The 22,814-nt window shown below is 61.0% G+C and carries 23 protein-coding genes, 1 tRNA gene and 1 pseudogene; 8 read left to right on the top strand and 17 right to left on the bottom strand.

Going from position 1 to position 22,814, the window contains the following annotated elements; genetic code table 11:
- The 7 genes from Q0J74_RS04340 to Q0J74_RS04310 all read right to left on the bottom strand — a co-directional run bounded on the left by Q0J74_RS04340 (nucleotide 1) and on the right by Q0J74_RS04310 (nucleotide 6,126).
- Nucleotides 1-77: transfer RNA gene (locus Q0J74_RS04340), tRNA-Arg, on the bottom strand.
- A 110-nt stretch (nucleotides 78-187) separates the two neighbouring features.
- On the bottom strand, nucleotides 188-340 hold the full coding sequence (locus Q0J74_RS04335) for a hypothetical protein (RefSeq protein WP_297211128.1): 153 nt from the start codon (nucleotides 338-340) through the stop codon (nucleotides 188-190).
- A gap of 296 nt (nucleotides 341-636) precedes the next feature.
- The gene (locus Q0J74_RS04330) at nucleotides 637-1,377 is read right to left on the bottom strand and encodes an N-acetylmuramoyl-L-alanine amidase (RefSeq protein ID WP_297211125.1); all 741 of its coding nucleotides are present in this window, start codon (nucleotides 1,375-1,377) and stop codon (nucleotides 637-639) included.
- 58 nt (nucleotides 1,378-1,435) lie between these two features.
- On the bottom strand, nucleotides 1,436-1,948 hold the full coding sequence (locus Q0J74_RS04325; protein WP_297211122.1) for a CarD family transcriptional regulator: 513 nt from the start codon (nucleotides 1,946-1,948) through the stop codon (nucleotides 1,436-1,438).
- Nucleotides 1,949-2,150: 202 nt separating this feature from the next.
- Complete coding sequence (locus tag Q0J74_RS04320; protein WP_297211137.1) at nucleotides 2,151-3,911, bottom strand: phosphoenolpyruvate carboxykinase (GTP); 1,761 nt, start codon at nucleotides 3,909-3,911, stop codon at nucleotides 2,151-2,153.
- Between the two features lie 86 nt (nucleotides 3,912-3,997).
- Complete coding sequence (rsmA, locus tag Q0J74_RS04315) at nucleotides 3,998-4,888, bottom strand: 16S rRNA (adenine(1518)-N(6)/adenine(1519)-N(6))-dimethyltransferase RsmA (RefSeq protein WP_297211120.1); 891 nt, start codon at nucleotides 4,886-4,888, stop codon at nucleotides 3,998-4,000.
- Between the two features lie 38 nt (nucleotides 4,889-4,926).
- Nucleotides 4,927-6,126, bottom strand: coding sequence for a M20 family metallopeptidase (locus Q0J74_RS04310; protein WP_297211116.1), 1,200 nt, complete (start codon nucleotides 6,124-6,126; stop codon nucleotides 4,927-4,929).
- A 164-nt stretch (nucleotides 6,127-6,290) separates the two neighbouring features.
- Between Q0J74_RS04310 and Q0J74_RS04305 the strand changes: the two genes are divergently transcribed.
- From Q0J74_RS04305 to tsaD, 5 genes are all read left to right on the top strand, one after another.
- Nucleotides 6,291-7,607 (top strand): MATE family efflux transporter, encoded by a 1,317-nt coding sequence (locus Q0J74_RS04305; RefSeq protein WP_297211134.1) that lies wholly within the window; start codon nucleotides 6,291-6,293, stop codon nucleotides 7,605-7,607.
- Between the two features lie 117 nt (nucleotides 7,608-7,724).
- Nucleotides 7,725-10,385, top strand: a complete 2,661-nt coding sequence (polA, locus tag Q0J74_RS04300) for a DNA polymerase I (RefSeq protein WP_297211114.1) — start codon at nucleotides 7,725-7,727, stop codon at nucleotides 10,383-10,385.
- 12 nt (nucleotides 10,386-10,397) lie between these two features.
- Entirely contained in the window at nucleotides 10,398-11,003 is a 606-nt protein-coding gene (locus tag Q0J74_RS04295; RefSeq protein WP_297211112.1) for a GNAT family N-acetyltransferase, read from the top strand.
- Nucleotides 11,000-11,464 carry a ribosomal protein S18-alanine N-acetyltransferase gene (gene rimI, locus Q0J74_RS04290; protein ID WP_297211109.1) on the top strand — a complete coding sequence of 155 codons (465 nt, stop codon included), beginning with the start codon at nucleotides 11,000-11,002 and terminating at the stop codon, nucleotides 11,462-11,464. Before Q0J74_RS04295 ends, rimI begins: the two co-directional genes overlap by 4 nt.
- Nucleotides 11,461-12,471, top strand: a complete 1,011-nt coding sequence (gene tsaD, locus Q0J74_RS04285) for a tRNA (adenosine(37)-N6)-threonylcarbamoyltransferase complex transferase subunit TsaD (RefSeq protein WP_297211106.1) — start codon at nucleotides 11,461-11,463, stop codon at nucleotides 12,469-12,471. Before rimI ends, tsaD begins: the two co-directional genes overlap by 4 nt.
- Nucleotides 12,472-12,581: 110 nt before the next feature.
- Here the strand turns inward: tsaD and Q0J74_RS04280 are convergent, their stop codons facing one another.
- The 5 genes from Q0J74_RS04280 to Q0J74_RS04260 all read right to left on the bottom strand — a co-directional run bounded on the left by Q0J74_RS04280 (nucleotide 12,582) and on the right by Q0J74_RS04260 (nucleotide 15,969).
- On the bottom strand, nucleotides 12,582-13,034 hold the full coding sequence (locus Q0J74_RS04280) for a helix-turn-helix transcriptional regulator (RefSeq protein ID WP_297211103.1): 453 nt from the start codon (nucleotides 13,032-13,034) through the stop codon (nucleotides 12,582-12,584).
- Between the two features lie 183 nt (nucleotides 13,035-13,217).
- Complete coding sequence (locus tag Q0J74_RS04275; RefSeq protein ID WP_363315551.1) at nucleotides 13,218-13,904, bottom strand: DUF5714 domain-containing protein; 687 nt, start codon at nucleotides 13,902-13,904, stop codon at nucleotides 13,218-13,220.
- A gap of 84 nt (nucleotides 13,905-13,988) precedes the next feature.
- Nucleotides 13,989-14,303, bottom strand: coding sequence for a TIGR04076 family protein (locus tag Q0J74_RS04270; RefSeq protein WP_297211101.1), 315 nt, complete (start codon nucleotides 14,301-14,303; stop codon nucleotides 13,989-13,991).
- A gap of 11 nt (nucleotides 14,304-14,314) precedes the next feature.
- Nucleotides 14,315-14,533, bottom strand: a complete 219-nt coding sequence (locus Q0J74_RS04265; RefSeq protein WP_297211099.1) for an aspartate dehydrogenase — start codon at nucleotides 14,531-14,533, stop codon at nucleotides 14,315-14,317.
- Between the two features lie 149 nt (nucleotides 14,534-14,682).
- Entirely contained in the window at nucleotides 14,683-15,969 is a 1,287-nt protein-coding gene (locus tag Q0J74_RS04260) for a sensor histidine kinase (protein ID WP_297211097.1), read from the bottom strand.
- Between the two features lie 274 nt (nucleotides 15,970-16,243).
- Here Q0J74_RS04260 and Q0J74_RS04255 point away from each other — a divergent pair, with 274 nt between their 5' ends.
- A complete protein-coding gene (locus Q0J74_RS04255) occupies nucleotides 16,244-17,242 on the top strand; it encodes an O-acetyl-ADP-ribose deacetylase (protein WP_297211095.1) in 999 nt (332 codons plus the stop codon).
- Nucleotides 17,243-17,393: 151 nt separating this feature from the next.
- Nucleotides 17,394-17,747 (top strand): annotated as a pseudogene (locus Q0J74_RS04250) (hypothetical protein).
- On the opposite strand, the gene Q0J74_RS04245 reads toward Q0J74_RS04250, so the two are convergent.
- From Q0J74_RS04245 to Q0J74_RS04225, 5 genes are all read right to left on the bottom strand, one after another.
- Nucleotides 17,719-18,735: a DUF3089 domain-containing protein gene (locus Q0J74_RS04245; RefSeq protein WP_297211091.1), complete on the bottom strand. Its 1,017-nt coding sequence runs from the start codon at nucleotides 18,733-18,735 to the stop codon at nucleotides 17,719-17,721. The pseudogene Q0J74_RS04250 and the gene Q0J74_RS04245 overlap by 29 nt on opposite strands.
- A gap of 17 nt (nucleotides 18,736-18,752) precedes the next feature.
- Nucleotides 18,753-19,211, bottom strand: a complete 459-nt coding sequence (locus tag Q0J74_RS04240; RefSeq protein ID WP_297211088.1) for a metallophosphoesterase family protein — start codon at nucleotides 19,209-19,211, stop codon at nucleotides 18,753-18,755.
- A 75-nt stretch (nucleotides 19,212-19,286) separates the two neighbouring features.
- Nucleotides 19,287-20,690, bottom strand: coding sequence for a sodium-dependent transporter (locus tag Q0J74_RS04235; protein WP_297211085.1), 1,404 nt, complete (start codon nucleotides 20,688-20,690; stop codon nucleotides 19,287-19,289).
- 285 nt (nucleotides 20,691-20,975) lie between these two features.
- Nucleotides 20,976-21,452: a flavodoxin gene (locus Q0J74_RS04230; RefSeq protein ID WP_297211082.1), complete on the bottom strand. Its 477-nt coding sequence runs from the start codon at nucleotides 21,450-21,452 to the stop codon at nucleotides 20,976-20,978.
- Between the two features lie 342 nt (nucleotides 21,453-21,794).
- Nucleotides 21,795-21,944 (bottom strand): hypothetical protein, encoded by a 150-nt coding sequence (locus tag Q0J74_RS04225; RefSeq protein WP_297211078.1) that lies wholly within the window; start codon nucleotides 21,942-21,944, stop codon nucleotides 21,795-21,797.
- A 401-nt stretch (nucleotides 21,945-22,345) separates the two neighbouring features.
- Between Q0J74_RS04225 and Q0J74_RS04220 the strand changes: the two genes are divergently transcribed.
- A complete protein-coding gene (locus Q0J74_RS04220; RefSeq protein ID WP_297211075.1) occupies nucleotides 22,346-22,696 on the top strand; it encodes a DUF2200 domain-containing protein in 351 nt (116 codons plus the stop codon).
- Nucleotides 22,697-22,814: the final 118 nt, after the last annotated feature.

The following is a 22,814-nucleotide window of genomic DNA, read 5'->3' as shown; positions in this document are numbered from 1 at the left end:
TGGTACGGCTGAAGGGATTCGAACCCCCGACCTTTTGGTTCGTAGCCAAACACTCTATCCAACTGAGCTACAGCCGCATGTCAGAGAAAAAGACGTGCCTCTTTCTGACAGCTTAATTATGATAGCACAGTTTCGGAAGGAATGCAAGCAGAAAATGAAATAAATTTGAAAAATTCTGCCGGTGCCTTCAGCCGTTCTGCTCCTGGGCCACAATGCGCTCCAGGCAGCCCATCAGGTCGGCCATGGTGTCCAATCTGATGTTCATCTGTAAAATGTGCTCCCTCAGCTGAGCGGGCATGGAGTCAAACTGGGGACGAATGGCGGGATTGACATAGGACATGTTCGATCACCTCATCCACATTGTGTCCGAAAAATGGAAGTAATATCCCCGATTTTGGAATCAAAAAACGCGCCCCTGAATCCAGGCAGCGCGGGATTTTGGTCTGTCCCTCCCGCAGAGAGCTTTTGCCGCTCTGCGGGAGGACAGTGTACTGTGCACTTGGGAAAGAGAGAAGAGAGGAGGAGTCTGGTGTCTTTGGTATCCTTACGGCTTTTATCATAGCAGATTCCCTTGGGAAGTGATGAACCGTTTTCAAATTTACTGTGAACAGTTTATGAACGCTGAAATCGACGCGCTCAGACCCACGTCAGAAAGTTGGCGCTGGCCCAGCCCACCAGTCCGTCGAAGCGCACCACATACCAGTCTTCCCACTGGTTGAGCACGGTGAGCCTGGCACCGTCGTAGGCCCGGGCCAGCACAGGTGCGGAGCGGGAGGGGGCGTCCCGGATATTGAGGTATCCCCAGGACACGTCCACCACCGCCGGACGGGGGTTCTGGGGCTCCAGGAAGGGCAGGCCGAAATATTCTGTCAGGGAGAGTACCAGGTTTCGGGCAATGGCGTCCAGATTGGTTTTGACCCAGGCGGCGTCGTCCCGGTTGTCGTGGTAGCCCAGCTCCAGAAAGACCGACGGCGCTCGGACCCGGCGTACCTCCCCGATGGAGGTGGTGGCCTCCGCCCGCACCAGGTTGGGCAGGGGATAGATGGTTTTCAGGCCGTTGGCGATGAGGTTGGCCGCCTCCTGCCCCTGGGCCGAGCCGGGGTAGTAGTAGGCCAGGATTCCCCGTACCTGGCCGTATCTGCCCTCCGGCGCCGCGTTGGAGTGGAGGGCCAGGTGTAGGTCGTAGTTGCCGGCGTTGGAAGCCCGGATGGAGGAGAGGGCGGTCATATCCGGGGTGTTGCGGGAAAAGCGGATGCCGGAGGCGGTGAGGTAAGGCTCCATGGCGTCGGCCAGCCGGTTCATCCATTCCTCTTCCGTGCCGCCGCTGACATAGAGGTTATTTTCCTGCGTGGATGGGGACAGGTAGATGATGGGCATGAAAAACCCTCCTTTCCGCCCATTCTATGCGGGGAAAGGAGGGGGTGAGACAGGGAAATCAAGTGGGGGATTGACTGTTCAGCCTGCGGTGGATGTAGCTTGGCACCTCGTCCATGGGGATGTGGAGGGCGGCGGAGAATTCACCGTAGAGCAGTTCCTCCGCCCGCTTGCGGAAGTGTTCTTCCACCTTGCCGGGCCGCTTTCCCTCTCTGCGGGCGGCACTGTCCTTTTGATGGATGGTTTTCAGCAGCTTAATCAAGTCCAGACAGCTGTTGCTGCGGAAGGCATCCTGATAGCGGCGGGAGAGCAGTTGAACATTACTGCTTCCCTCAAGATTTTCCGCCGGGACAGCGGGCAGCTGCCGGATCAGCAGCTCCGCCTCCTCAGCGGTAAGCATCGGACGGATGGATACCTTGCAATCCACCGGCGCGTAGATAATCTCTGTACCGTGGAGGGGGCGCAAGGTGTAATAAGGCCGTCGGCTGCCCGGCTGGCAGGCGAGAGGACCCACGGCGGTAACCTGGCAGACACCGCTGCCGCCGTAGACCACCATATCTCCAATCTGATACATGGTTCGCCTCCTTTTCTTTTGGCCTTATTTTAGCACTTTTTTACGTAATTTTCAAACAACAAGATAGAAAATAAAAATATTTGTGCATATTCCATGGAAATAAAGGAGGCCGTATTTGTGCAGAAACACAATAGGAAAGCGAAATTTTTTCGACAAGCTGAGCGCCGGCGCATTGCTGCGCCGGCGCTGGATGCGAAAGTATTTATTTACTGAGCCGCGCCTCCAGGGCGTCCAACTCCCGGGTCAGTTCTCCGGGCAGCTTGTCGCCGAATTTCTGGTAAAACTCGTGGATGCCCTTCACTTCCTCCTGCCACAGGGCGGTGTCCACACCCAGCAGGTCCTTCAGGGTATCCAAATCCACTCCGGAGTCCTCCAGGTCGATATCCTCAGCCTTGGGTTCATAGCCGATGGCGGTCTCCACCGCGTCGGCCTCCTGGAAGCAGCGCTTCAAAATCCACTCCAGCACCCGCAGGTTATCCCCGAAGCCGGGCCAGATGAAGTGTCCCTCGTCGTCGGTGCGGAACCAGTTGACATTGAAGATCTTGGGGGCTTTGTCGCCCAGGGTCTTGCCCATATCCAGCCAGTGCTGCCAGTAGTCGGCCATGTGGTAGCCGCAGAAGGGGAGCATGGCCATGGGATCCCGGCGGACCACGCCCACGGCGCCGGTGGCGGCAGCGGTGGTCTCGGAGGCCATGATGGAGCCTACGAACACGCCGTGCTCCCAGCTGCGGCTCTGGTATACCAAAGGCGCGGTCTTGGCCCGGCGGCCGCCGAACACCAGGGCGGAGATCGGCACCCCGGCGGGATTCTCAAATTCAGCAGAAATGCAGGGACAGTTTTTGGCGGGGGCGGTGAACCGGCTGTTGGGGTGGGCGCCCTTCTCGGTGCTCACCTTGCCGTTCCAGGGGTTGCCCTTCCAGTCCACAGCGTGCTCGGGCGGGTTCTTGTCCAGACCCTCCCACCACACGGTGTTGTCGTCCAGATTATGTACCACATTGGTGAAAATGGTCCCCTTCCGGGTGGAGTGGAGGGCGTTGGGGTTGGATTTCTCGTTGGTGCCGGGCGCCACGCCGAAGAAGCCGTACTCCGGGTTCATGGCCCACAGCCGGCCGTCGGGACCTACCCGCAGCCAGGCGATGTCGTCACCCACGCACCAGACCTTCCAGCCCTTCTTGCGGTAGTGCTCGGGAGGAATGAGCATGGCCAGGTTGGTTTTGCCGCAGGCGGAGGGGAAGGCGGCGGCCAGGTAGCGCACCTCTCCCTGGGGATTCTCCACCCCCAGGATGAGCATGTGCTCAGCCATCCAGCCCTGGTGCTTGCCCAGATAGGAGGCAATGCGCAGGGCAAAGCACTTCTTGCCCAGCAGCACATTGCCGCCATAGCCGGAGTTGACGGACATGATGGTGTTGTCCTCGGGGAAGTGGACGATATAGCGGTTTTCCGGATCAATATCCGCCTTGGCATGGAGACCCTTGACAAAGTCATCCCCGATCACGTCGGCTACCGCCTGACCCACCCGGGTCATAATGGCCATGTTGAGCACCACATAGATGGAGTCGGTCAGCTCAATGCCGTATTTGGCAAAGGGAGAACCCACCACGCCCATGGAGTAGGGAATGACATACATGGTCCGGCCCTTCATGGCCCCGGTGTACAGCTTTTTCAGCTTGGCGTACATCTCCTCCGGGTCCATCCAATTGTTGGTGGGGCCGGCGTCCTCCTGCTTTTTGCAGCAGATGAAGGTGCGGTCTTCCACCCGGGCCACGTCATTGACGGCGGTGCGGTGAAGGTAGCAGTCGGGCAGCAGCTGCTGGTTCAGCTTTTCCATTTCGCCGGTGGCGCATGCCTGAGCCCGCAGCTGTTCAATCTGGGTGTCGCTCCCGTCAATCCACACGATTTGGTCCGGCTGAGTCATGGCGGCCATCTCGTCGATCCAATTCAATACAGCTTTGTTTGTAGTCAGTGCCAAAGTAGATCCCCCCTGTGAAAAAAGTTGGCGCGGGTCTTTCGTCTATTCTATGCTAAAACTGGAAAAAATGCAAGAACAATTTATAAATCATGCAAACTAGTGGAAGAAAACCCGCCCATATCCCGCAAATTTGCAGCCAACGCGGCGAATTCAGCAATTCCGAGCCGCTCGCCCCGCACATTCGGGTCCAGTCCGGCCCCCTGGAGCGCCTGCCGCAGCTCCTCTTTGCCCAGCGTACCGCCCAGGGTGGCGGAGAGGGCGTTGAGCAGAGTCTTGCGGCGCTGGGCAAAGGCGGCCCGCACCACCCGGAAGAAGAGGGACTCCTCCACCAGACTCTGGGGCGGCTCTGGCCGGGGGAGGAGCCGGAGTACGGCGGAGGTGACCTTGGGGGCGGGAAGAAAGCACTCCGGGGGTACCTGGAACAGCAGCTCCGGCTGGGTGTGGTACTGGCAGAACACCGAGAAGGCGCCATAGTCGGGGGAGCCGGGCTGGGCGCAGATGCGCAGAGCCACCTCCCGCTGGATCATCACCGTGATAGCCTGGAAGCAGCCGGCCTGAATCAGGGCGGTGAGGACGGGAGTGGTAATATTGTAGGGCAGGTTGGCGCAGGCCATGGGGGTGAGGCCGGGAAACTGCTCCGCCGCCAGGGCGGCCAGGTCCAGTTTCATGGCGTCCCCCGGGATGACGGTAACGTTGCCGCAGGGAGCCAAGGTCTCCGCCAAAATGGGGAGCAGGGAGCGGTCCAGTTCGACAGCGGCCACCTTGCCGGCCAGAGCGGACAGCTGCACCGTCAGCGGGCCGATGCCAGGGCCGATCTCCAGCACGCCGCAGCCCTTGTCCGCGCCGGAGGCCCTGGCGATTTCCCGGGGGACCCAGCTCTGGATGAGAAAATTCTGGCCCATGCGTTTGGAAAACCGGAACCCGTGCCGGGCCAGCAGGGCTTTGATGTCAGACTGGTTGCATAAGTCCATGGCAATCACCTCAAATCTCATGCCGCCCGCCGGGCGGATCAGAGGGCGGGCGGGACTTCCGCCAGAGCCTCCAGCCCCACCAGGGCGGACCGGGCCAGCAGGGCGGCGGCCAGGGGGAGGGCGGAGTCGTCGGTACGGAAGTGCTCATTGTGCCAGCAGGGGTTGGCCTGGCCGGGGAAGCCGGAACCTACCCAATAGAAGAAGGCGGGGATGTGCTGGCCGAACACGGCAAAGTCTTCCGAGCCCATGTCGGGCCGGGGGGAGACCACCCGTTCCGGTCCCACCAGCTCCAAAGCCGCCCTTCTTGCCAGACCGGTCATCCGGGAGGAGTTGACGGTGGCGGGTACGCCGGGATGGAAGTCCACCTCCGCCGTGCAGCCGTAGGCGGCCGCTACGCCCGCGGTCAGTTCCTCCAGACGCCGGCGGGCCTTCTGATGGGCCGGCTCCTGGTGGTAGCGGATGCTGCCTGTCATAGTCAGCAGGTCGGGAACAAAATTGTCCGGTGTGCCTGCATGGACGGAGAGCACCGAACACACCACGCTGTCCAGAGGGTCGGTGTCCCGGCTCACCACGGTCTGGAGGGCGCTCACCACCGCCGCGCCGGCCACGATGACGTCGGTACACTTGTGGGGGGAGCCGCCGTGGCCGGATTTGCCGTGGAGGGTGAGGGTGAAGTGGCTCTTACCAGCCATCACCGGCCCTTCCATCACTGCGATGGTGCCGGCAGGCAGCTCCGGTCGGTTGTGCAGGCCGAAGAGGCAGCCGGGCCGCTGGGGCAGCTTGTCCAGCAGGCCGTGGTCCAGCATGGCCTGGGCGCCCTGGGTGACCTCCTCCGCCGGCTGGAAGAGAAAGAGCACGTTGCCGGCCAGCGTATCCCGCTGTGCGCACAGCAGCCGGGCCGCCCCGTACAGCGCGGCGGTGTGGAAATCGTGACCGCAGCCGTGCATTACCCCGTCAACGCAGGATACGGCCCCCTCGTGGGGCGCCTCCTGCTGGGCGATGGCGTCGATATCCGCCCGTAGGGCCGCCGTGCCGCCGGGCAGTGCGCCCCGCAGCAGGGCCACGTTTCCCGTCTCCATTCCCAGCTCTACCAGCTCCAGCCCCAGTGCGCTCAGCCTGTCCTTCAAAAGCGCGGTGGTGCGCCTCTCCTGAAAGCTCAGCTCCGGGTGGCGGTGCAGATCATCCTTGAAGCGCGCCAGCTCCTCGCCCATGGCCTGCGCCTGCCGCAGCAGCTCCATAACCTCTCCATCCTTTCCGTCTTGCGGGCGGCTGCCCATTGTTATATAATAGACAAAACCGGTATGATTCTTTTACTATATTGCAAAAGCGCCGGCATTGCAACCAGGAAAATGGGGTGAGGGTCACGCAGGCCCAGGTGAACAACGACTTCTCAAAGGGCAGTATGGCCCGCAATATCATCCGCATGGCGGTTCCCATGACGGTTGCTCAGCTTATCAACATCCTCTACAATGTGGTGGACCGGATGTATCTGGGCCGTCTGCCCGGCCACCTGGCCCTCACCGGCCTGGGTCTGTGCCTGCCCATCATTTCCATCCTCATGGGCTTTGCCAACCTGTGCGGGACGGGGGGTGCGCCTCTGTGCTCCATTCACCGGGGCAGGGGGGAGCAGGAGGAGGCTGAGCGGATTATGGGCAACTCCTTCACCCTGCTGCTGCTCTTCGGCCTGAGCCTGACGGCGGTATGCCTGCTGTTCCGCCGGCCCATCCTCTACTTGTTCGGTGCCAGCGACCTGACCTTTCCCTATGCCAGGGACTATCTGACCATTTACATCCTGGGTACGGTTTTTGTGATGATCGGCCTGGGGATGAACCCCTTTATCAACGCCCAGGGTTTCAGCCGCATGGGTATGATAACGGTGGCGGTGGGGGCGGTAGTGAACATTGTGCTGGACCCCATTTTCATCTTCGGCCTGGATATGGGGGTGCGGGGCGCGGCCCTGGCCACGGTGATTTCTCAGGGCTGCTCGGCGGTGTGGGTGCTGCGGTTTCTCACCGGGCGGCGGGCTATTTTAAAGCTGCGCCTGTCCACGCTGCCCCTCCACTCCAAGCGGGTGCGGCGGATTCTCGCCTTGGGTACCTCCGGTTTTGTCATGTCCATGACCAACAGCCTGGTGCAGGTGCTGTGTAACGCCACCCTTCAGGCCTGCGGCGGGGAACTGTATGTGGCGATTATGACGGTGATCAACTCCATCCGGGAGATAGTCTCCATGCCGGTGCAGGGTATCACCAGCGGCTGCCAGCCGGTGCTGGGCTACAATTACGGGTCGAGGGAATACCGGCGGCTGCGCCAGGGCATCCGGTTTACCACGGTACTGGCCATGGCTTATTCCCTGACGGTATGGCTGCTGGTGCTGCTCCTGCCGGGACTGCTTATCCGGATCTTCAACGACGAGCCGGAGCTGATTGCCGCCGGCATCCCGGCCCTTCGTCTCTACTTCGCCGCCTTCTTCTGTATGTCCTTCCAGTTTATCGGACAATCGGTCTTTGTGGGCCTGGGCCGCTCCCGGCAGGCGGTGTTTTTCTCCCTGCTGCGCAAGGCCTTTATTGTGGCTCCGCTCACCCTGGCGCTGCCCGCTCTGGGCTTCGGGGTGGACGGGGTGTTTCTGGCCGAACCCGTCTCCAACGTGGTGGGGGGTCTGGCCTGCGTCATCACCATGTATTTCATGGTCTACCGGCCGTTGGGCCGCTTGGAGAGATAATCCACCGGGGGGCGCGCTTGCAGGCGCCCCCCGGTATGTCTTGCCGGGCGCGGGGAAAACTGGTATACTGTATCTTGAGATTTTATGTCCGGCCAGCCGGGCGCGGGAGGTCCTTCCATGAAGCTCATGGTTATCGACGGCAATTCCATCATCAACCGGGCCTTTTACGGCATCCGCCTGCTCACCACCAAGGACGGGCTGCCCACCAATGCGGTGTATGGCTTTCTGAACATTCTGCTCAAGCTGGTGGAAGAGGAGAGGCCGGAGGGGCTGTGCGTCACCTTCGACCGAAAGGCCCCCACCTTCCGCCACCTGGCCTATGAGGGCTACAAGGCCCAGCGGAAGGGCATGCCAGATGAGCTGGCCGCCCAGCTTCCCATCCTCAAGGATGTGCTGGACGCCATGAACATCCCCCGGTACGAGCTGGACGGCTGGGAGGCCGACGACCTCATCGGCACCATCTCGGTGAAGGACACGGCGGCGGGGTGGGATACCGTTATCGTTACCGGGGACAAGGACTCCCTCCAGCTGGTCACCGACACCACCCGGGTGAAGCTGGTGTCCACCCGCATGGGCCAGACCACCACCAGGGAGATGACCCCGGAGAGCTTCCGGGAGGCCTACGGCTTTGACCCCATCCACATCATCGACCTGAAGGCCCTCATGGGGGACGCCAGCGACAACATCCCCGGGGTCAAGGGCATCGGGGAAAAGACCGCCATGGACTTAATCCAGCGCTATCAGAGCGTGGAGACCATCTATGGGGACCTGGAGGTCGTGGAGGCCAAGCCCGCTGTGCGGAAAAAGCTGGCGGAGGGGGCGGAGCAGGCCAGGCTGTCCTACGATTTGGCCACCATCCGCACCGACGCCCCCATTGACTTTACCCCTCAGGCCAACCTGCGGCGGGAACCCAATGCCCCCGCTCTGTATGACCTCTTTTTGAAGTTGGAATTCAACAAGCTCATCGACAAGCTGGACCTGAAGGCCCCCCAGGGCGAAGTGCAGCGGCAGGAGGAGTTTACCGGCACCTGCACCAGCGAGGACGTGACGGATTTGGCCCGGGCGGAGGAGCTGCTGGCCATCTGGCGAACCTGTGACAGCGTGGATGTGCTGGCCCTGCCCTCCCTGGACGTGGTGGCGGTGGAGCACTGGGAGAGCGAGACCGACAGCCACGCCGCCATCCTCCGCGCCGACAGGCTGGAGGGGTATGACGGCGTGCTGAAAGCCCTCTTTGCCCCTGACATCAAAAAGAACACCCACGACGTGAAAACCCTGCTCTCCCGGCTGCTGGACGAGGGAATTCAGGGGGGCGGCTTTGTCTTTGATACCGCCATCGCCGCCTATCTCCTGGCCCCCACCGACGGCAGCTATGAGCTGGAAACCCTGGGCATGCGGTGGCTCAACCATGAGTTTGACAAGGCCAGGGACACCTATCTGGCCGAGGATGCCTGGTCGCCCCTGGCCGACCAGGCGGCGGTACTGGGAGTCTTTCTGTCCCACTGCGCCCTCATCGGGGCGCTGAAGGAGGCCATGGCCCCCCGCCTCACCCAGCTGGGCATGGACAAGCTATACTATGAGGTGGAGCTGCCCCTGTGTTCCGCGCTGGCGGAGATGGAGCATATGGGTATGCTGGTGGATCGAACTGCCCTCACCGCCTTTGGGGAGATGCTGGACCAGGGCCTCCAGGCCGACGAGGCCCTGATTTACGAGCTGGCGGGGGAGCGCTTCAACATCAACTCCACCCAACAGCTGGGCCATATCCTGTTTAACAAGCTGGGCCTGCCCCCGGTGAAAAAGACCAAGACGGGCTACTCCACCAATGCCGAGGTGCTGGAAAAGCTGCGGGACAAGCACCCCATTGTGGCGGCGGTGCTGGACTACCGGCAGCTGGCCAAGCTGAAATCCACCTATGTGGAGGGCCTGACCAAGGTCATCGCCCCGGACGGGCGCATCCACACCTCCTTCCAGAACACCGTCACCGCCACCGGGCGGCTCAGCTCCACCGAGCCCAATTTGCAGAACATCCCCGTCCGCACCCAGCTGGGGGCGGAGCTGCGGAAGATGTTCGTGGCCCCGGCGGGGCGCATGCTGGTGGACGCCGACTACTCCCAGATTGAGCTGCGGCTGCTGGCCCACATCGCCGGGGACACGCATATGATTGACGCCTTCCGGAAGGGGGAGGATATCCACACCGTCACCGCCTCCCAGGTGTTCGGCGTGGCCCCAGAGAGCGTGACCCATGAGATGCGCCGCCGGGCCAAGGCGGTGAATTTCGGTATCGTCTACGGCATCTCCGACTTCTCCCTGTCCCAGGACATCGGAGTGACCCGGGCCGAGGCCAAGGAGTATATGGAGAAGTATTTTGAAAAATACGCCGGAGTCCGGGCCTATATGACCCGGGTGGTGGAGCAGGCCAAGGCCGACGGCTATGTGTCCACCCTCTTCGGCCGCCGCCGGTGGCTGCCCGAGCTGAAGTCCTCCAACTTCAACCTGCGCTCCTTCGGGGAGCGGGTGGCCCTAAACATGCCCATCCAGGGGACCGCAGCCGACATCATCAAGCTGGCCATGATCCGGGTGCGGGACAGGCTGGCGGCGGAGGGTCTGGCGGCCAGGCTGGTGCTCCAGGTCCACGATGAGCTGATTGCGGAGTGTCCCCAGGAGGAGACCGACCGGGTGAAGGAGCTGCTGGAGCAAGAAATGGAGCGGGTGGTGGAGCTGGCCCTGCCCCTCATCGCCGAGGCCCACGCCGGTCGGAGCTGGGCGGAGGCCAAGGGCTGAAAGGAGCGTCTGATGGAACTGCGTCCTATCACTGGGAAAGCACTGGAAGATTGGTACCACCTGGAGCTGACCGAGGCATTTCCCCCTAACGAGCGCAAGCCCCTGCCTGACATTCTGGCCCTGATGGACCAGGGCAGGTACGAGGTGTGGGGGCTTTTCGATGGGGATGCCCTGCTGGGCTACGCCACCCTGTGGATGGAGCCTGGCGATAAACGCTGTATCCTGCTGGACTACCTGGGAGTGACTGCCGCCCGGCGGAACGGCGGCCTGGGACGGCAGATTGTCCGGATGCTGGCGGAGCAGCTAAAGGGAAAGTCTCTGCTGCTCATTGAGGCCGAGCGTCCCGTGGAAGGGGATGACCCGGCGGAGAACAGCCTCCGACAGCGCCGCCTGGCCTTCTATAGGCGGTGCGGATTTGTGCCGGCCTACGACATGGCCACCTGTGGCATGCGCTTTACCACCTTTCTGCCCTATCTGCCGGAGCACCTGGCTCCCGTCATGGCCCTCCACAGGGCCATCTACGGCCCGGAGCGGACCGACGTAAAGGTGCCGCTGGGATCGGAAGAGACTCCGCCGGGACTACCGGCCTGGATGAGCAAAGGAGAATGTGTTCCATGAACTGTCAACTGGTCCCCATGGACAGGTCCCACCTGGCCCAGGTGGCGGCCATTGAGCGGGCCTGCTTTTCCCATCCCTGGCCGGCGGCCCTGCTGGAGCAGGAGCTGGAAAACAGCCTGCTCTCCCTGATGGTGGCGGAGGGGGAGGACGGTACCGTGCTGGGCTACAGCGAGGTGCGAACCGTTCTGGATGAGGGGACTCTGGAAAAGATCGCCGTGGCCCCCGCTTTCCGCCGCCGGGGGGTGGCGGAAAAACTTCTCCGGTTCAGTCTCCGGTGGGGGGAGACCCGGCTGGCCTTTCTCACCCTGGAGGTGCGGGAGAGCAATTTTCCCGCCATCGGCCTGTATGAAAAGCTGGGCTTCCAGGTGGTGGGCCGCCGGAAGAACTACTACCGGGAGGAGCACGAGGACGCCCTGCTGATGACGCTCACATTTTCTCAGGAAGCGAAGGAAACGGAATGAATATTTTAGCCATTGAGTCCTCCTGCGACGAGACGGCGGTGGCAGTGGTGCGGGACGGCCGCACCGTCCTGGCCGACGCCATCGCCTCCCAGGCGGATATGCATGCTATCTACGGCGGTGTGGTGCCGGAGATCGCCTCCCGCAAGCACATTGAGGCCATTGCCGGTCTGGCTGATCAGGCCCTGTCCCAGGCGGGCGTGCGCAAAGCGGACATCGACGCCGTGGCGGTAACCTACGCCCCCGGCCTTATCGGCGCACTGCTGGTGGGGGTGAATTTTGCCAAGTCCGCCGCCTTTGGCCTGAACGTACCCCTGGTGCCTGTCCACCATGTCCGGGGCCATATTGCAGCCAATTATATCTCCCACCCCGACCTGGAGCCCCCCTTTGTCTGTCTGTGCGTCTCCGGGGGAAACACCCTGATTGTGGATGTGAAGGACTATACCGAAATGGAAGTTCTGGGGGCCACCCGGGACGACGCGGCGGGGGAGTGCTTTGACAAAGTGGCCCGGGTGCTGGGTCTGGGCTATCCCGGCGGCGCCCCGGTGGACAAGCTGGCCCAGGGGGGAGACGACCGGCGGTATGAGCTGCCCCGGGCGCACGTGGCGGATGCCCCTCTGGACATGTCCTTCTCCGGCCTGAAGACCGCCGTGCTCAACTTGGCCCACAACGCCGCTCAGAAAGGGGAGGAGCTGAACCTGAAGGATCTGGCGGCCTCCTTCTCCGCCGCCGTCAGCGACTCCCTGGTACCCAGGGCCATGGAGGCGGCGAGAGAGCGGGGCTGGGGCAAGCTGGCGGTGGCCGGCGGCGTGGCCGCCAACTCCCGCATCCGGACCGATCTGGAGCGGGCCTGTTCCGCTGCCGGAATCCGGCTCTACCTGCCCCAGCTCTCCCTGTGTGGGGACAATGGGGCCATGATCGGCTGCCAGGGATACTATGAGTTCCTGGCCGGCCGCCGGGGCGGAATGGATCTGAACGCCTACGCAAACCGAGACATCCAGCGGGGCTGACCCACGGCCCGCCCCGCTGGATGTGAAAGCTTCGAGATGCCGCTGGGGCATGCCGGTCCGGCATGCCCCAGCTTTTTGAAGAGCCATATGGGACCAGGTGTCCGCCGGGGTCAGTCCAGCTGCCCCTTCCACACCCGGGCCAGGATGTCTTTGAGCACCAGCACGGCGTCGGTGCTGCTGTAGCCGTATTCCACCCGCAGCCGGGTGAGCATCTCCCGCAGAGGAGGCGCGTAATCCTCGATGCGCACCTTCTGGTGGTAGGTGGCCAACACCGGGTACTTTTTGCTCCACACCTTGCTCCAGTCAATGCGCGCCTGGGCCTCGTCGCTGACGCTGTCAATCATCTGCTGAGCCTGGGCCTCGTCCAGGTCGTACTGGATCAGCTCGTCCAGGGTCATGTGGTAGAGCATGGCCAGCCCCTTGGACTGGCGGATATCCGGCAGGGTTTCGTCGGTCTCCCACTTGGAGATGGTCTGGCGGCTGACCCCCAGCTTTTCAGCCACATTTTCCTGGGACAGGCCGCTTTTCTTCCGGGCGTGATAAAGGCTGCTTCCCAAACTCATGGCGGTTCCTCCTGACGGGATGGTTTGCCTATCAGTATATCGGCTTGGCGGGGGAAATGCCACCAACCAAACCGGTCACTTTCGCCCGTTTTCCTGACAGACCGGGGATGTCCGGCCTTTTTTCATGGGGTGCGCAGCGGCTGCCGGGATAATAGACATACAGGCGCCCCGGGCGAGCGCCTCTTACCTGGCTGCGGAGAAGGGGCAGCGCTTGCCGATGCACTGGCTGTTTCTGGCGCTGTAAGAGCAGACGGGAACGGTGGATGTCATCTCCACTCCCAGGTGCTCCCGAACAAACTCCACGGCAGCCAGAAGGGCCAGGAAGGAGTCCCGCTTGCAGCACCGGGGTCCTCCAACCGCGCCGATGCGCGCCAGCGCACGGGCGGTCATCTGGTTGCTCAGTCCCCAGGGCTCCCCGGCCAGGGGAGTGGACGCCGTGGCGATAGCCAGAAACTGACCCGCGCCGATTCCCGCCCCGCAGGCCCCCCAAAAACCGCAGGCCCCGCCTGGGACGGCTTTGCCCCGGCTGTACATCTCCCGGAGGGACTCCTCCAGATCCAGCCGCCCTCCGGCATTTCGGTAGGCGGTGAGAAGGGCCGCCCCCACCATCACATGGTGCTCCGGACCGTGCATGTGGCAGAAGGGGAGATCCATCATCCGCCGGAGAATGGCCACCGGGTCGGTGGAGGTTTCAGCCAGGCACAGGCCGAAGATGGTGTCCATACCCTGGGTGTGGCAGTCGTTGCATACATAGTGGCCGCTGACACAGCGGGTTTTGCTGAGCTCCCGCCTGTGGCAGATGGCGCACTCCATCTCCTCATCCTGAGTCAGGTAGGTCAGGGGCGCCTTACAGATCAGACATTCTTCCACTCCGGTGGTTCCTCCTTGTATATTGGTTGGAATATCGCGCCTTCCGCTCCGTGGCGGGCAGCGGATGTGAGAGGGCGGACCGCTTCAGCCTGCGTCCTCGTCCAGAGCCTCCACCAGAAAGCTCACCGGTCGGAAGCCGTCGTTGCAGGAGAGCATGGCGGACTTGGGATTTTTCATCCAGCCGTCGTAGAAATTTTCTCCGCCGTGGCTCAGGGCCAGCACAAAGGGGGAGAGAGTGTCCCAGGCGCTCTGGCAGAAGCCCTCCGGCTTTTCCCAGCCGTTGGCGATGAAAACCTGCCCCACCTCCATGCCGCAGGCATGGGAGATGGGGTTTTCATATTGTGCCATCAGATCCTTATACCGGGTGATGCGCATGACGGTAATTCTGCACTGTTTCATACCGGTCCCCCTCAATATTGGGTGGAAATCTCGTCGGCGCCGATGCCGTAGAGGCGACGAAACTCCTCCAAATCCCCGGGGACACGGAGCAGCATGACGTCGGTAAATTTTCCGGTTTGCAGATCCTGAAATCCCGCCACCTTTTCCCCGGTGCAGATGCTGGAGCGGATGACCGGCCTTTGGGTTTCCCTGTCGTAGCTGCGCCTCTCCTGCTTTTTCTTGAAAAACATACCGTGTTCCTCCTGAATTCTGGGGGGTGATATCCTGTTTCCTCATGATACAGGAAATGCCGCCGAAGTACAATGGAAAAGAGGAAAGAAGATGCGAGAGTCCGGGCCGGCCTCCGATGGAGTCCTTCCGCGCGGCACTAGAAGCGGCCTTACAGGACCAGCCGCAGCCGGAACCAGCCGTCCGCCTGTGTAAACTGATACACGGCTCCATTTTTCCGGCAAAAGGAGAAAATAGACTGTACCCCCAGGCCATGGCCGGCCTGCCGGGCCACCGGCAGGCCCTTTTCGTCCAAACTCACCGGGCTGGCACAGGGGTTGGAGAGCTCCAGCATGACGGAAGGTGTGCCTACCATCCTGCAGCGAATCTCCCTCTGCCCCGGAGGCAGCTCCTTATTGGCGTGGATGGCGTTTTCCAGCGCGTTGGCAAGGACAATGGCCAATTCCCCCTCGTCCACCGGCAGGGTGTCCGGCAGAGAGACGGTTGCATCCACCCGGATGCCCTGATTTCTGGCCTGGTTGAAGTAGGAGGAGAAGACGGCGTCCAATACCGGCGGGCTGCACCAGCGGACCTCCTTTTGTTCATTCAGCCGGCTCTGGGCAGCGGCCAAGAAGTCCAGCGCCGCCTCCCGATCCCCCCTGGTCACCAGTTCCGTAACAGTCTGGAGTTGGTGGCGCAGGTTATGGCGCTGGATTCGGATGCCGTCCTCCACCTCCTTCACGTTCTGCAGCTTCTCTTTCAGCGCGGAGATCTGTATCGCCATAATGGCGGCGTTTCTCTGCTCCATCTGATCCTGATATTGCCGAAACAAGCTTTTGAAAGCGGCAATATACACCAGCACAATGGGGATCACACCGGCGTAGAGGTAGGCCATCTGGACCTTACTGTAGATATAGTTGCCCGGCCAGCTGGCCAGGAAGAGCAGGTAGATGCAAAAGGCGCAGGGGATGAGGGTGAGAGTTGCCCACCGGTTGGGCAGCACGGCCACCAGATTGCGGAAGGGCCGGCGGAGGAAGCGCCACTCCAGGCCGATCACCGGCAGATAAAAAGCACACATCAGCAGAATGTTCATTCCGTCGGACAGGGAGAGCCGGTAGGTCAGCAGGCGGCACGCGGAGGCGCCCAGCAGGGAAAAGGTGATCTGCGTCATATAGTTGAACACCGCCTGGGCCGGCGTGTCCTTGGCCGACCAGTAGGCAATCCAGACTGCGGGCAGGGACAGAGTCAGCAGGAAGGACCGGAGCAGCAGCTCCTCGCCGCCGAGCCTCAGCAAAACGGCGCAGATGGCCGCCGCCCAGACCAGGTAGAGGGTCAGGATCTTCACCAGCGTTTTGATCCCAAAGCGAAATTCGGTCAGGCTGGCCATCATGCCAAGGGTCATGACTGTGATGAAAAAGCTGCGGAAGATCAGAAAGTTGATCCCACCCGAAAAGGTCATCTCCTCGCCCCCCAAGTTCCAGTATGGCGCAGACTATGCGATGCCGGCTGTCCCTCCCGGACAGATTGCAAATTCAAACAATCATCTTCGGATTTTGCAGAAATTTACACATGATATTATGAAAATAGCATGGAAGTTAAAAATCGTCAAGAGGCTTGCCAGCTCGGTTTGGCAGCCGTCTTCGGGGGTGCCGCCCCGGAAGAGCGGGGGATACCCTTGCCAGTGGGGCGGGTGTATGGTATTATGAGAGCACTAAATTGTGGGAGGTGTTTCTATGCCCCTTTCCATCCTGCGGAATGATATCACCACCATGCCGGTGGACGCCATTGTGAATGCCGCCAATGAGAGCCTGCTGGGCGGCGGGGGAGTGGACGGCGCCATCCACCATGCCGCCGGGCCGGAGCTGCTGGAGGAGTGCCGCACCCTGGGCGGCTGCAAAACGGGACAGGCCAAGATTACGAAGGGCTACCGCCTGCCCGCAAAATATGTGATTCACACCGTGGGGCCGATCTGGCGGGGCGGCGGCTATGGAGAGCGGGAGCTGCTCATTTCCGCTTACCGCTCCTCCCTGGAGCTGGCCCTGGCCCATCAATGTGAAAGCGTCGCCTTTCCTCTCATCTCCTCCGGGGTGTACGGCTACCCCAAGGACCAGGCGCTGAAGGTGGCGGTGGATACCATCGGGGAGTTTCTGCTCACCTGGGATATGACGGTGTACCTGGTCATTTTTGACCGGGCATCCTACACCATCGGCAGGAAGCTTTTTGCTGACATTGCCGCCTACGTAGACGACCGCTATGTGGCCGCTCACACAGACAGCGAGGAAACGCAGCGCCGCCGCCGGGCCGAGGCCTATTCCCCCGCCTCCGTGGAGGACGGACTGTGGCCCCCCGCCGCCGCTGCCCCCGCCAGCCTGGAGGAGGCCCTGGGAGAGATGGACGAGAGCTTTTCCCAAATGTTGCTGCGGAAGATTGATGAGGCCGGCATCACCGATGCCCAGTGCTACAAGAAGGCCAACATCGACCGGAAGCTCTTCTCCAAGATTCGCTCGGACATGCACTACAGGCCCTCCAAGCCCACCGCCATGGCTTTTGCCGTGGCACTGGAACTGCCCCTGGAGGAGGCTCGGGAGATGCTCCACAAGGCGGGCTTTGCCTTTTCCCATGCCAGCAAGTTCGACCTTATTGTGGAGTATTTCATCGCCCGCGGAAATTACAACATCTTTGAAATCAACGAGGCGCTCTTCGCCTTTGACCAGAGCCTGTTGGGCGGCTGAGCTGTTTGCCGCCTGCCGGGCGACCCATTGAAAGGAAAATTCCCCTATCCTATGGTTGGATGCCAAACCAAACAGGATAGGGGGATTTTTTCTGAGACAGAATTTGACGGAGCGGCTGTTTCTTCTGGACCGCAGCGGCTCCATATAGGGACTGGAAAGGGGCGCCGCCGGCGGGGCCGTCCGCCGCATTGGGAGCATCCGCAAATATGCCCGGCCGGAGGATGTGCCGGAGCACACGCTCTTTGTCATCACCACCGGCGGCAGAAGGAGAAATGCGGCTGGGAATTTCTCTTCCGGGGAGCCAACATGGACGCGGTGGAGACGGCGGGACATCTGGGTATCCCCCGGGCGGTGAACGACCACTGCGACAGCGCGGGAATCCGGCTCAACTATGAGGTGGTGGGCCGGGTTGTGGCGGCCGTTCCGGTGCAGCCTCCCTCTGGACGAGCACTGGAGGGACGAGAGTGAAGCGAACTTCAAGGGGCGGGGGCGGACAAAGCGCTGAGCGCTGATCCCCGCTCGGCCAGGTAGGCGTTCAGCCGGACCCCCACGTTTTCCTGCAAATTGCGGTAGAAGAACTGGTAATCATAGATGTGGTAAATCCCGTCTGCAAAGGTGGGCAGCATGGCCGGATACTCCTCCGGGGTGACATCGGTCACCTTCAAAGCTCCCCGCACCGGGTCCAGATAGGCCCCGGTGAGCTGGGGGATCTCCGTGACGATATTTCCGCCGTAGTCGGTGAAGCAGGCGCCCAGGTTCTCCTCCCGTCCGGCGGGTGTGCCGTCCGTTTTCCAGTTGAGGGGATTGATGGCCAGGGTACGGGTACCGGAGGGAATCATGACCGAATCGGTGATCTCCTCAGACTCGCTGTTGAAGGAAATGATAACGCCGGTATCGTCTGCCCCGGCTGCAAAGCGAAGGTGGGGGTATTCTGCCAGCTCCTCTTCCGTGATGCTCCAGCCGACGGCGTAACAGGCGACCAGCAGACGGTTGATTTCCTCCTCGGCAAAGCAGTCCTTCAGCAGGCGAAGGCTCATATCCGCACCCTGGGAAAAGCCGGCCACAAGAATGGGCTGCCCGTCGTTGTAGTGGTCCAGGTAGTAGGTAAAGGCCTCTTTTACGTCCTCATAGGCAAGCTCCAGGTAGGACTCCCGCTCCTCCGCCGGAAGCAGGTAGACGTTCAGCCCCACCTGACGGTAGTAGGGGGCAAAAAAACGGCAATTCTCATCATAGATCCCCTTCTCCATATTGATGGCGCCCAGAAAATCGCTTTTGGTGGCCTCGTCATCCATGGACATGTTGAAGCTGTCCTCCCCTCCGGCGTAGACGGTGGGACAGAGGAAAAACACATCCGCATCTGCGGCCTTGTCCGTTTCCAGATAGGCCCAGCTTTCCGGCCGGGCATACGCCGAGGCCTCCTCCTCCGTGCCGCAGCCTGCCAGGGCAAGCAGGAAAGCCAGCGCCAATAGCAGCGCGGCGTTTTTCGTTCGCATCTGTAGGCTCCTTTCCATCATTTCAGTATGTGAGGAATGAGGACCTTCTCCACCTGAATGTGGCCGTCCTCCACCTCCGCCATCATCATGGTGATCTCCTGCTGAAACCGGCGGGGGCCGCAGGAGCCGGGATTGAGCCAGAGCAGGCCGTCCTTTTCCTCCTGCACATATTTGTGGGAGTGGCCGAATACCACTGCGTCAATCCCGGACAAGTCCGCCGGGAGCTCCTTTTTGTTGTGGACCATGCAGAAACGCACCCCGCCCAAAGTGACGGTGAGGTGGTGGGGGACGGCCTCTGCCCACTCCTTGTCGTTGTTGCCCCGAACCACATAGAGAGGGGCGTACTGTTCCAGCTCATCCAAGATGGACTGCTTATTGATGTCGCCGCCGTGGAAAATGGCGTCGGCCGTGTTCAGATGCTCCAACACCTCTGGCCGCAGCAGGCCGTGGGTGTCGGAGAGAATGGCAAGTTTCATTTCTGGTTACCTCTGCAATCAGCTTCCCGGACAGGCCGGATGGCCGGTTCCGTGTATATCACAGCCCTTTCAGCCTCAGAGCCGCAGCAGCCCCAGGGACTGGAGCAGCAGGAAAAACAGCATCAGCGGGGTGACGACCTTGACCATGACCACATACAGGGACTTTCGTCCAAAGCGGCAGCCGCCCAGCGTGACCTCGTCGATGACGGTTTTGGGCTTGACTACCCAGCCGATGAGAATGCAGGTGGAAATTGCCACCACCGGCATGAGGATGTAGTTGCTTGCATAGTCCAGAAGATCCAGAATCTGACCGGGCGTAGTGCTGTTGGGCAGCATCAGCTCGAAATAGAAGAGATTGTAGCCCAGGCAGACGATGATACCGGCAACCAGGGCCAGGGCGGTAACCCCCAGGGTGGCTTTTTTCCGGGCAATGCGGAACTTGTCCATGATGCTGGAGACGATGGCCTCCATGACGGACACGGAAGAGGTCAGGGCCGCAAAGGCCACCATCAGGAAAAAGACGGCGCCGACCACCACGCCCACCTTGCCCATGGCCCCAAAGACCTTGGGCAGGGAGACGAACATCAGGCTGGGGCCGCTGTTCATACCCTCGGTCCCCATAAAGGTGAACACCGCGGGTACAATCATAAGGCCGGCCAGGAAGGCCACCACCGTGTCAAAAATCTCAATCTGATTGACGGACCTGACCAGATTGGTCTCCTTCTTCACGTAGGAGCCGTAGGCCACCATGATGCCCATGGCCACGCTGATGGAGAAGAACAGCTGTCCCATGGCGTCCATCAGAATAATCAGCAACGACTTGGCGGTTATGCCGGAGAAGTCGGGGACCAGATAGACCAAAAGGCCCTGAAAGCCGGTGCGGGTGTTTCCAGCGCTGTCGGTGTGGGTCAGGGTCAGGGAGAAGACGGCGATGGCCAGAATCAGCACCAGAAGGATGGGCATCAGCACCTTGGAAAACCGCTCAATTCCGGTATCCACACCTTTGTATACCACAAGCATGGTGGCGCCCAGGAAAACAATGAACCAGATGATGGGACTCCAGGTGGAGGTGATAAAGCCGGTAAAGTACCCGTCTGCCATGGCCGCGCCGGCGCCGCCGGACAGATAGGTGGCCAGGTACTTGAGAACCCAGCCGCCGATGGTGCAGTAATACGGCAGGATGATCACCGGCACCAGACAGGCGACGACGCCCAGCCAGCCCCAGCTGCGGTGCAGGAACCGGTAGGCCGTCAGGGGACTCTGGCCGGTTTTCCGGCCAATGGCGATCTCCGTGGTCAGCAGGGTAAATCCAAAGGTCAGGGCCAGGACCAGGTAGCACAGCAGAAACACGCCGCCGCCGTCCTTGGCCGCCAGATAGGGAAAGCGCCAGATGTTTCCCAGACCCACTGCGCTGCCGGCTGCCGCCAGCACAAAACCGATGGATCCGGTGAAATTGCCGCGCTTATGCTTTGGTTCCATGGTATCTCCTCCCAAATGTTTGGGCAATAACGTCATTGACCCTTTTCGATAAGACATACCCAGTTAGTATACGGCGTTTTCCCGCCATTTGCAAGAGTTTTGGAGGGAATCCAACCGAAAACGGGAGAAGATTCTCAAAGATCTCAGCCTGAGGCTGTCCTTGGACTGCTGCCGGTTCCGGCGGGAGATAGAGAAAGCCCCGTATGAGAAACCGGGCGTCCACGTGCGGCGAGAAGCGGAGGAAAAACGGATACTCACCTCAAGCCGAGATGAGTATCCGTTTCTTTACAGATTCAGCCCTTCCGCCCAGGATTTCAGCTCCGCCTCGTTCAGCCGGCCGTTGAGCATCCTGCCATCCACAATTCTGGCGCCGGGGGCGCTGGCCTGCAGCCCGGCTGCCGACTTGCCCAGACCGCTGCCGCCGGAGGTGGCGAAGAGAACGATGGTTTTGCCGGTGAAGTCATAGGCTTCCAGGAAGGTGTTGAGAAGGGTGGGAGCCACATACCACCACACGGGGAAACCTAGGAAGATCACATCGTGGCTGTCCACCGGGGCGCCGGTATCGGCCAGAGCGGGACGGGAGTCCGGGTTCGTCATCTCCACGCTGGAGCGGGAACGCTTGTCCATCCAGTTGAGATCGGCGCTGGTGTAGGGGACGGCAGGGCGAATCTCATAGAGCGCCCCGCCCACGGCGTTTGCCAGGACCCTCGCCGCCTTGGCGGTGGTGCCGGTGGCGGAAAAATAGGCGACCAATGCGTTCATAAAACAACCTCCTTATGGTATGCTGTGGCTTTATTGTAAATCCGCCGCTCAGAAATGTAAAATACTCGTTTTCTATTTGCAGATATTCTATAAAAGTATTTTTATCCCGAGGGACAGGAGGAGTACACGGCAAGGTGGGGTCAGGCGGGACGCCCATGGAGCTTCCCGGACCATGTCCTTAGGTTCGCAGACGGAAAGCTTCCGGCGCAAATTTGTAGATCAGGATGCAGGCCGAGGTGGAGTACGGCGCAACAGAAACATAGCTGCGGCTGATCAATGAAAGCCGCAGCGTGGTAAGCATAGTGCTCCTCTCTCAGGGGTGCGGCAGTTTCTTCTGGAACTTCATGTCACGGTTGAGGCAGCTGAAGAGGGCGCGGTTATGCCGGCGCCGTTGCGGTCCGGCAGGCCGTAAAGTTTTCCCTCCTCAAAGGCGAAGTCAATGTCCTTTAAAATCACGTTCCGCTCAAACCGCTTGGAGAGATGCTCAATCACAAATTTTATCGGATTCTCCTCGCCGTGTATAGTCTCTCACCTTGGCATTGGATGCAAAAGCTGTTGGAACATTTCTCAAAGACGTAGTCCATCTTCTCCTCGCTGGAGGAAAAGTCCAACCGCTCGTATCCGGTCGCCTCCCGGGTGAGGTGAAGCGCCTCCCGGGTTTTGTGGTAGATGTTCTTGTTCTCTTTCGTAGATGCTCTCGCCATGGCCGTAACCTCGCACGCAGATAGTCTCGTGGCCATTATATGGGGCTCCGTCCGGAAAGGCGATTCTTATTTCGACAGGTGCCGTATGTGTTTTGTGGGAGTACAGGTTTAGGGCTTTGCGGAGCAATCTGCCGGATTGTCACGCGGGGCCGTGTATGGTATGATGACAAAAAGCGAGGAGGTGCCGTCATGCCCCGTATGGATGTCACGGAAATGCCCTTTGCCAAGCTCTACCCTCTGCTGGTGGCCAAAGCCGGAAAAAAGGGCCGCGGCAGGGGAGAGGTGGACCAGCTCACCGCCTGGCTCACCGGGTATACGGCGGAGGAGCTTGCCCGGCTGGAGCAGAGCGATGTGAGCTACGGCGACTTTTTCCGGAACGCCCCCGCCCTGAACCCGCGCCGCACGCTGATTACGGGCAAAATCTGCGGTGTCCGGGTGGAGAAGATCGAAGATCCCCTGATGCGGGAGATCCGGTATCTGGATAAGCTGGTGGACGAGCTGGCCAAGGGCAGGGCGATGGAGAAGATTCTGCGAAAGTAGAGGTCTGAGGATGAATAAGCAGGAGATTTACGCCCTCCTCGGCGCCAGAAATATCTGGCATGAGGTGACGGAGCACAAAGCTGTATACAACATGGCGGAGGTGGCGGAGATTCAGCTG

Source organism: uncultured Flavonifractor sp. (genome assembly GCF_944387675.1).
GTDB lineage: Bacteria > Bacillota > Clostridia > Oscillospirales > Oscillospiraceae > Flavonifractor.
This window is presented reverse-complemented; position numbering and strand designations above follow the sequence as displayed.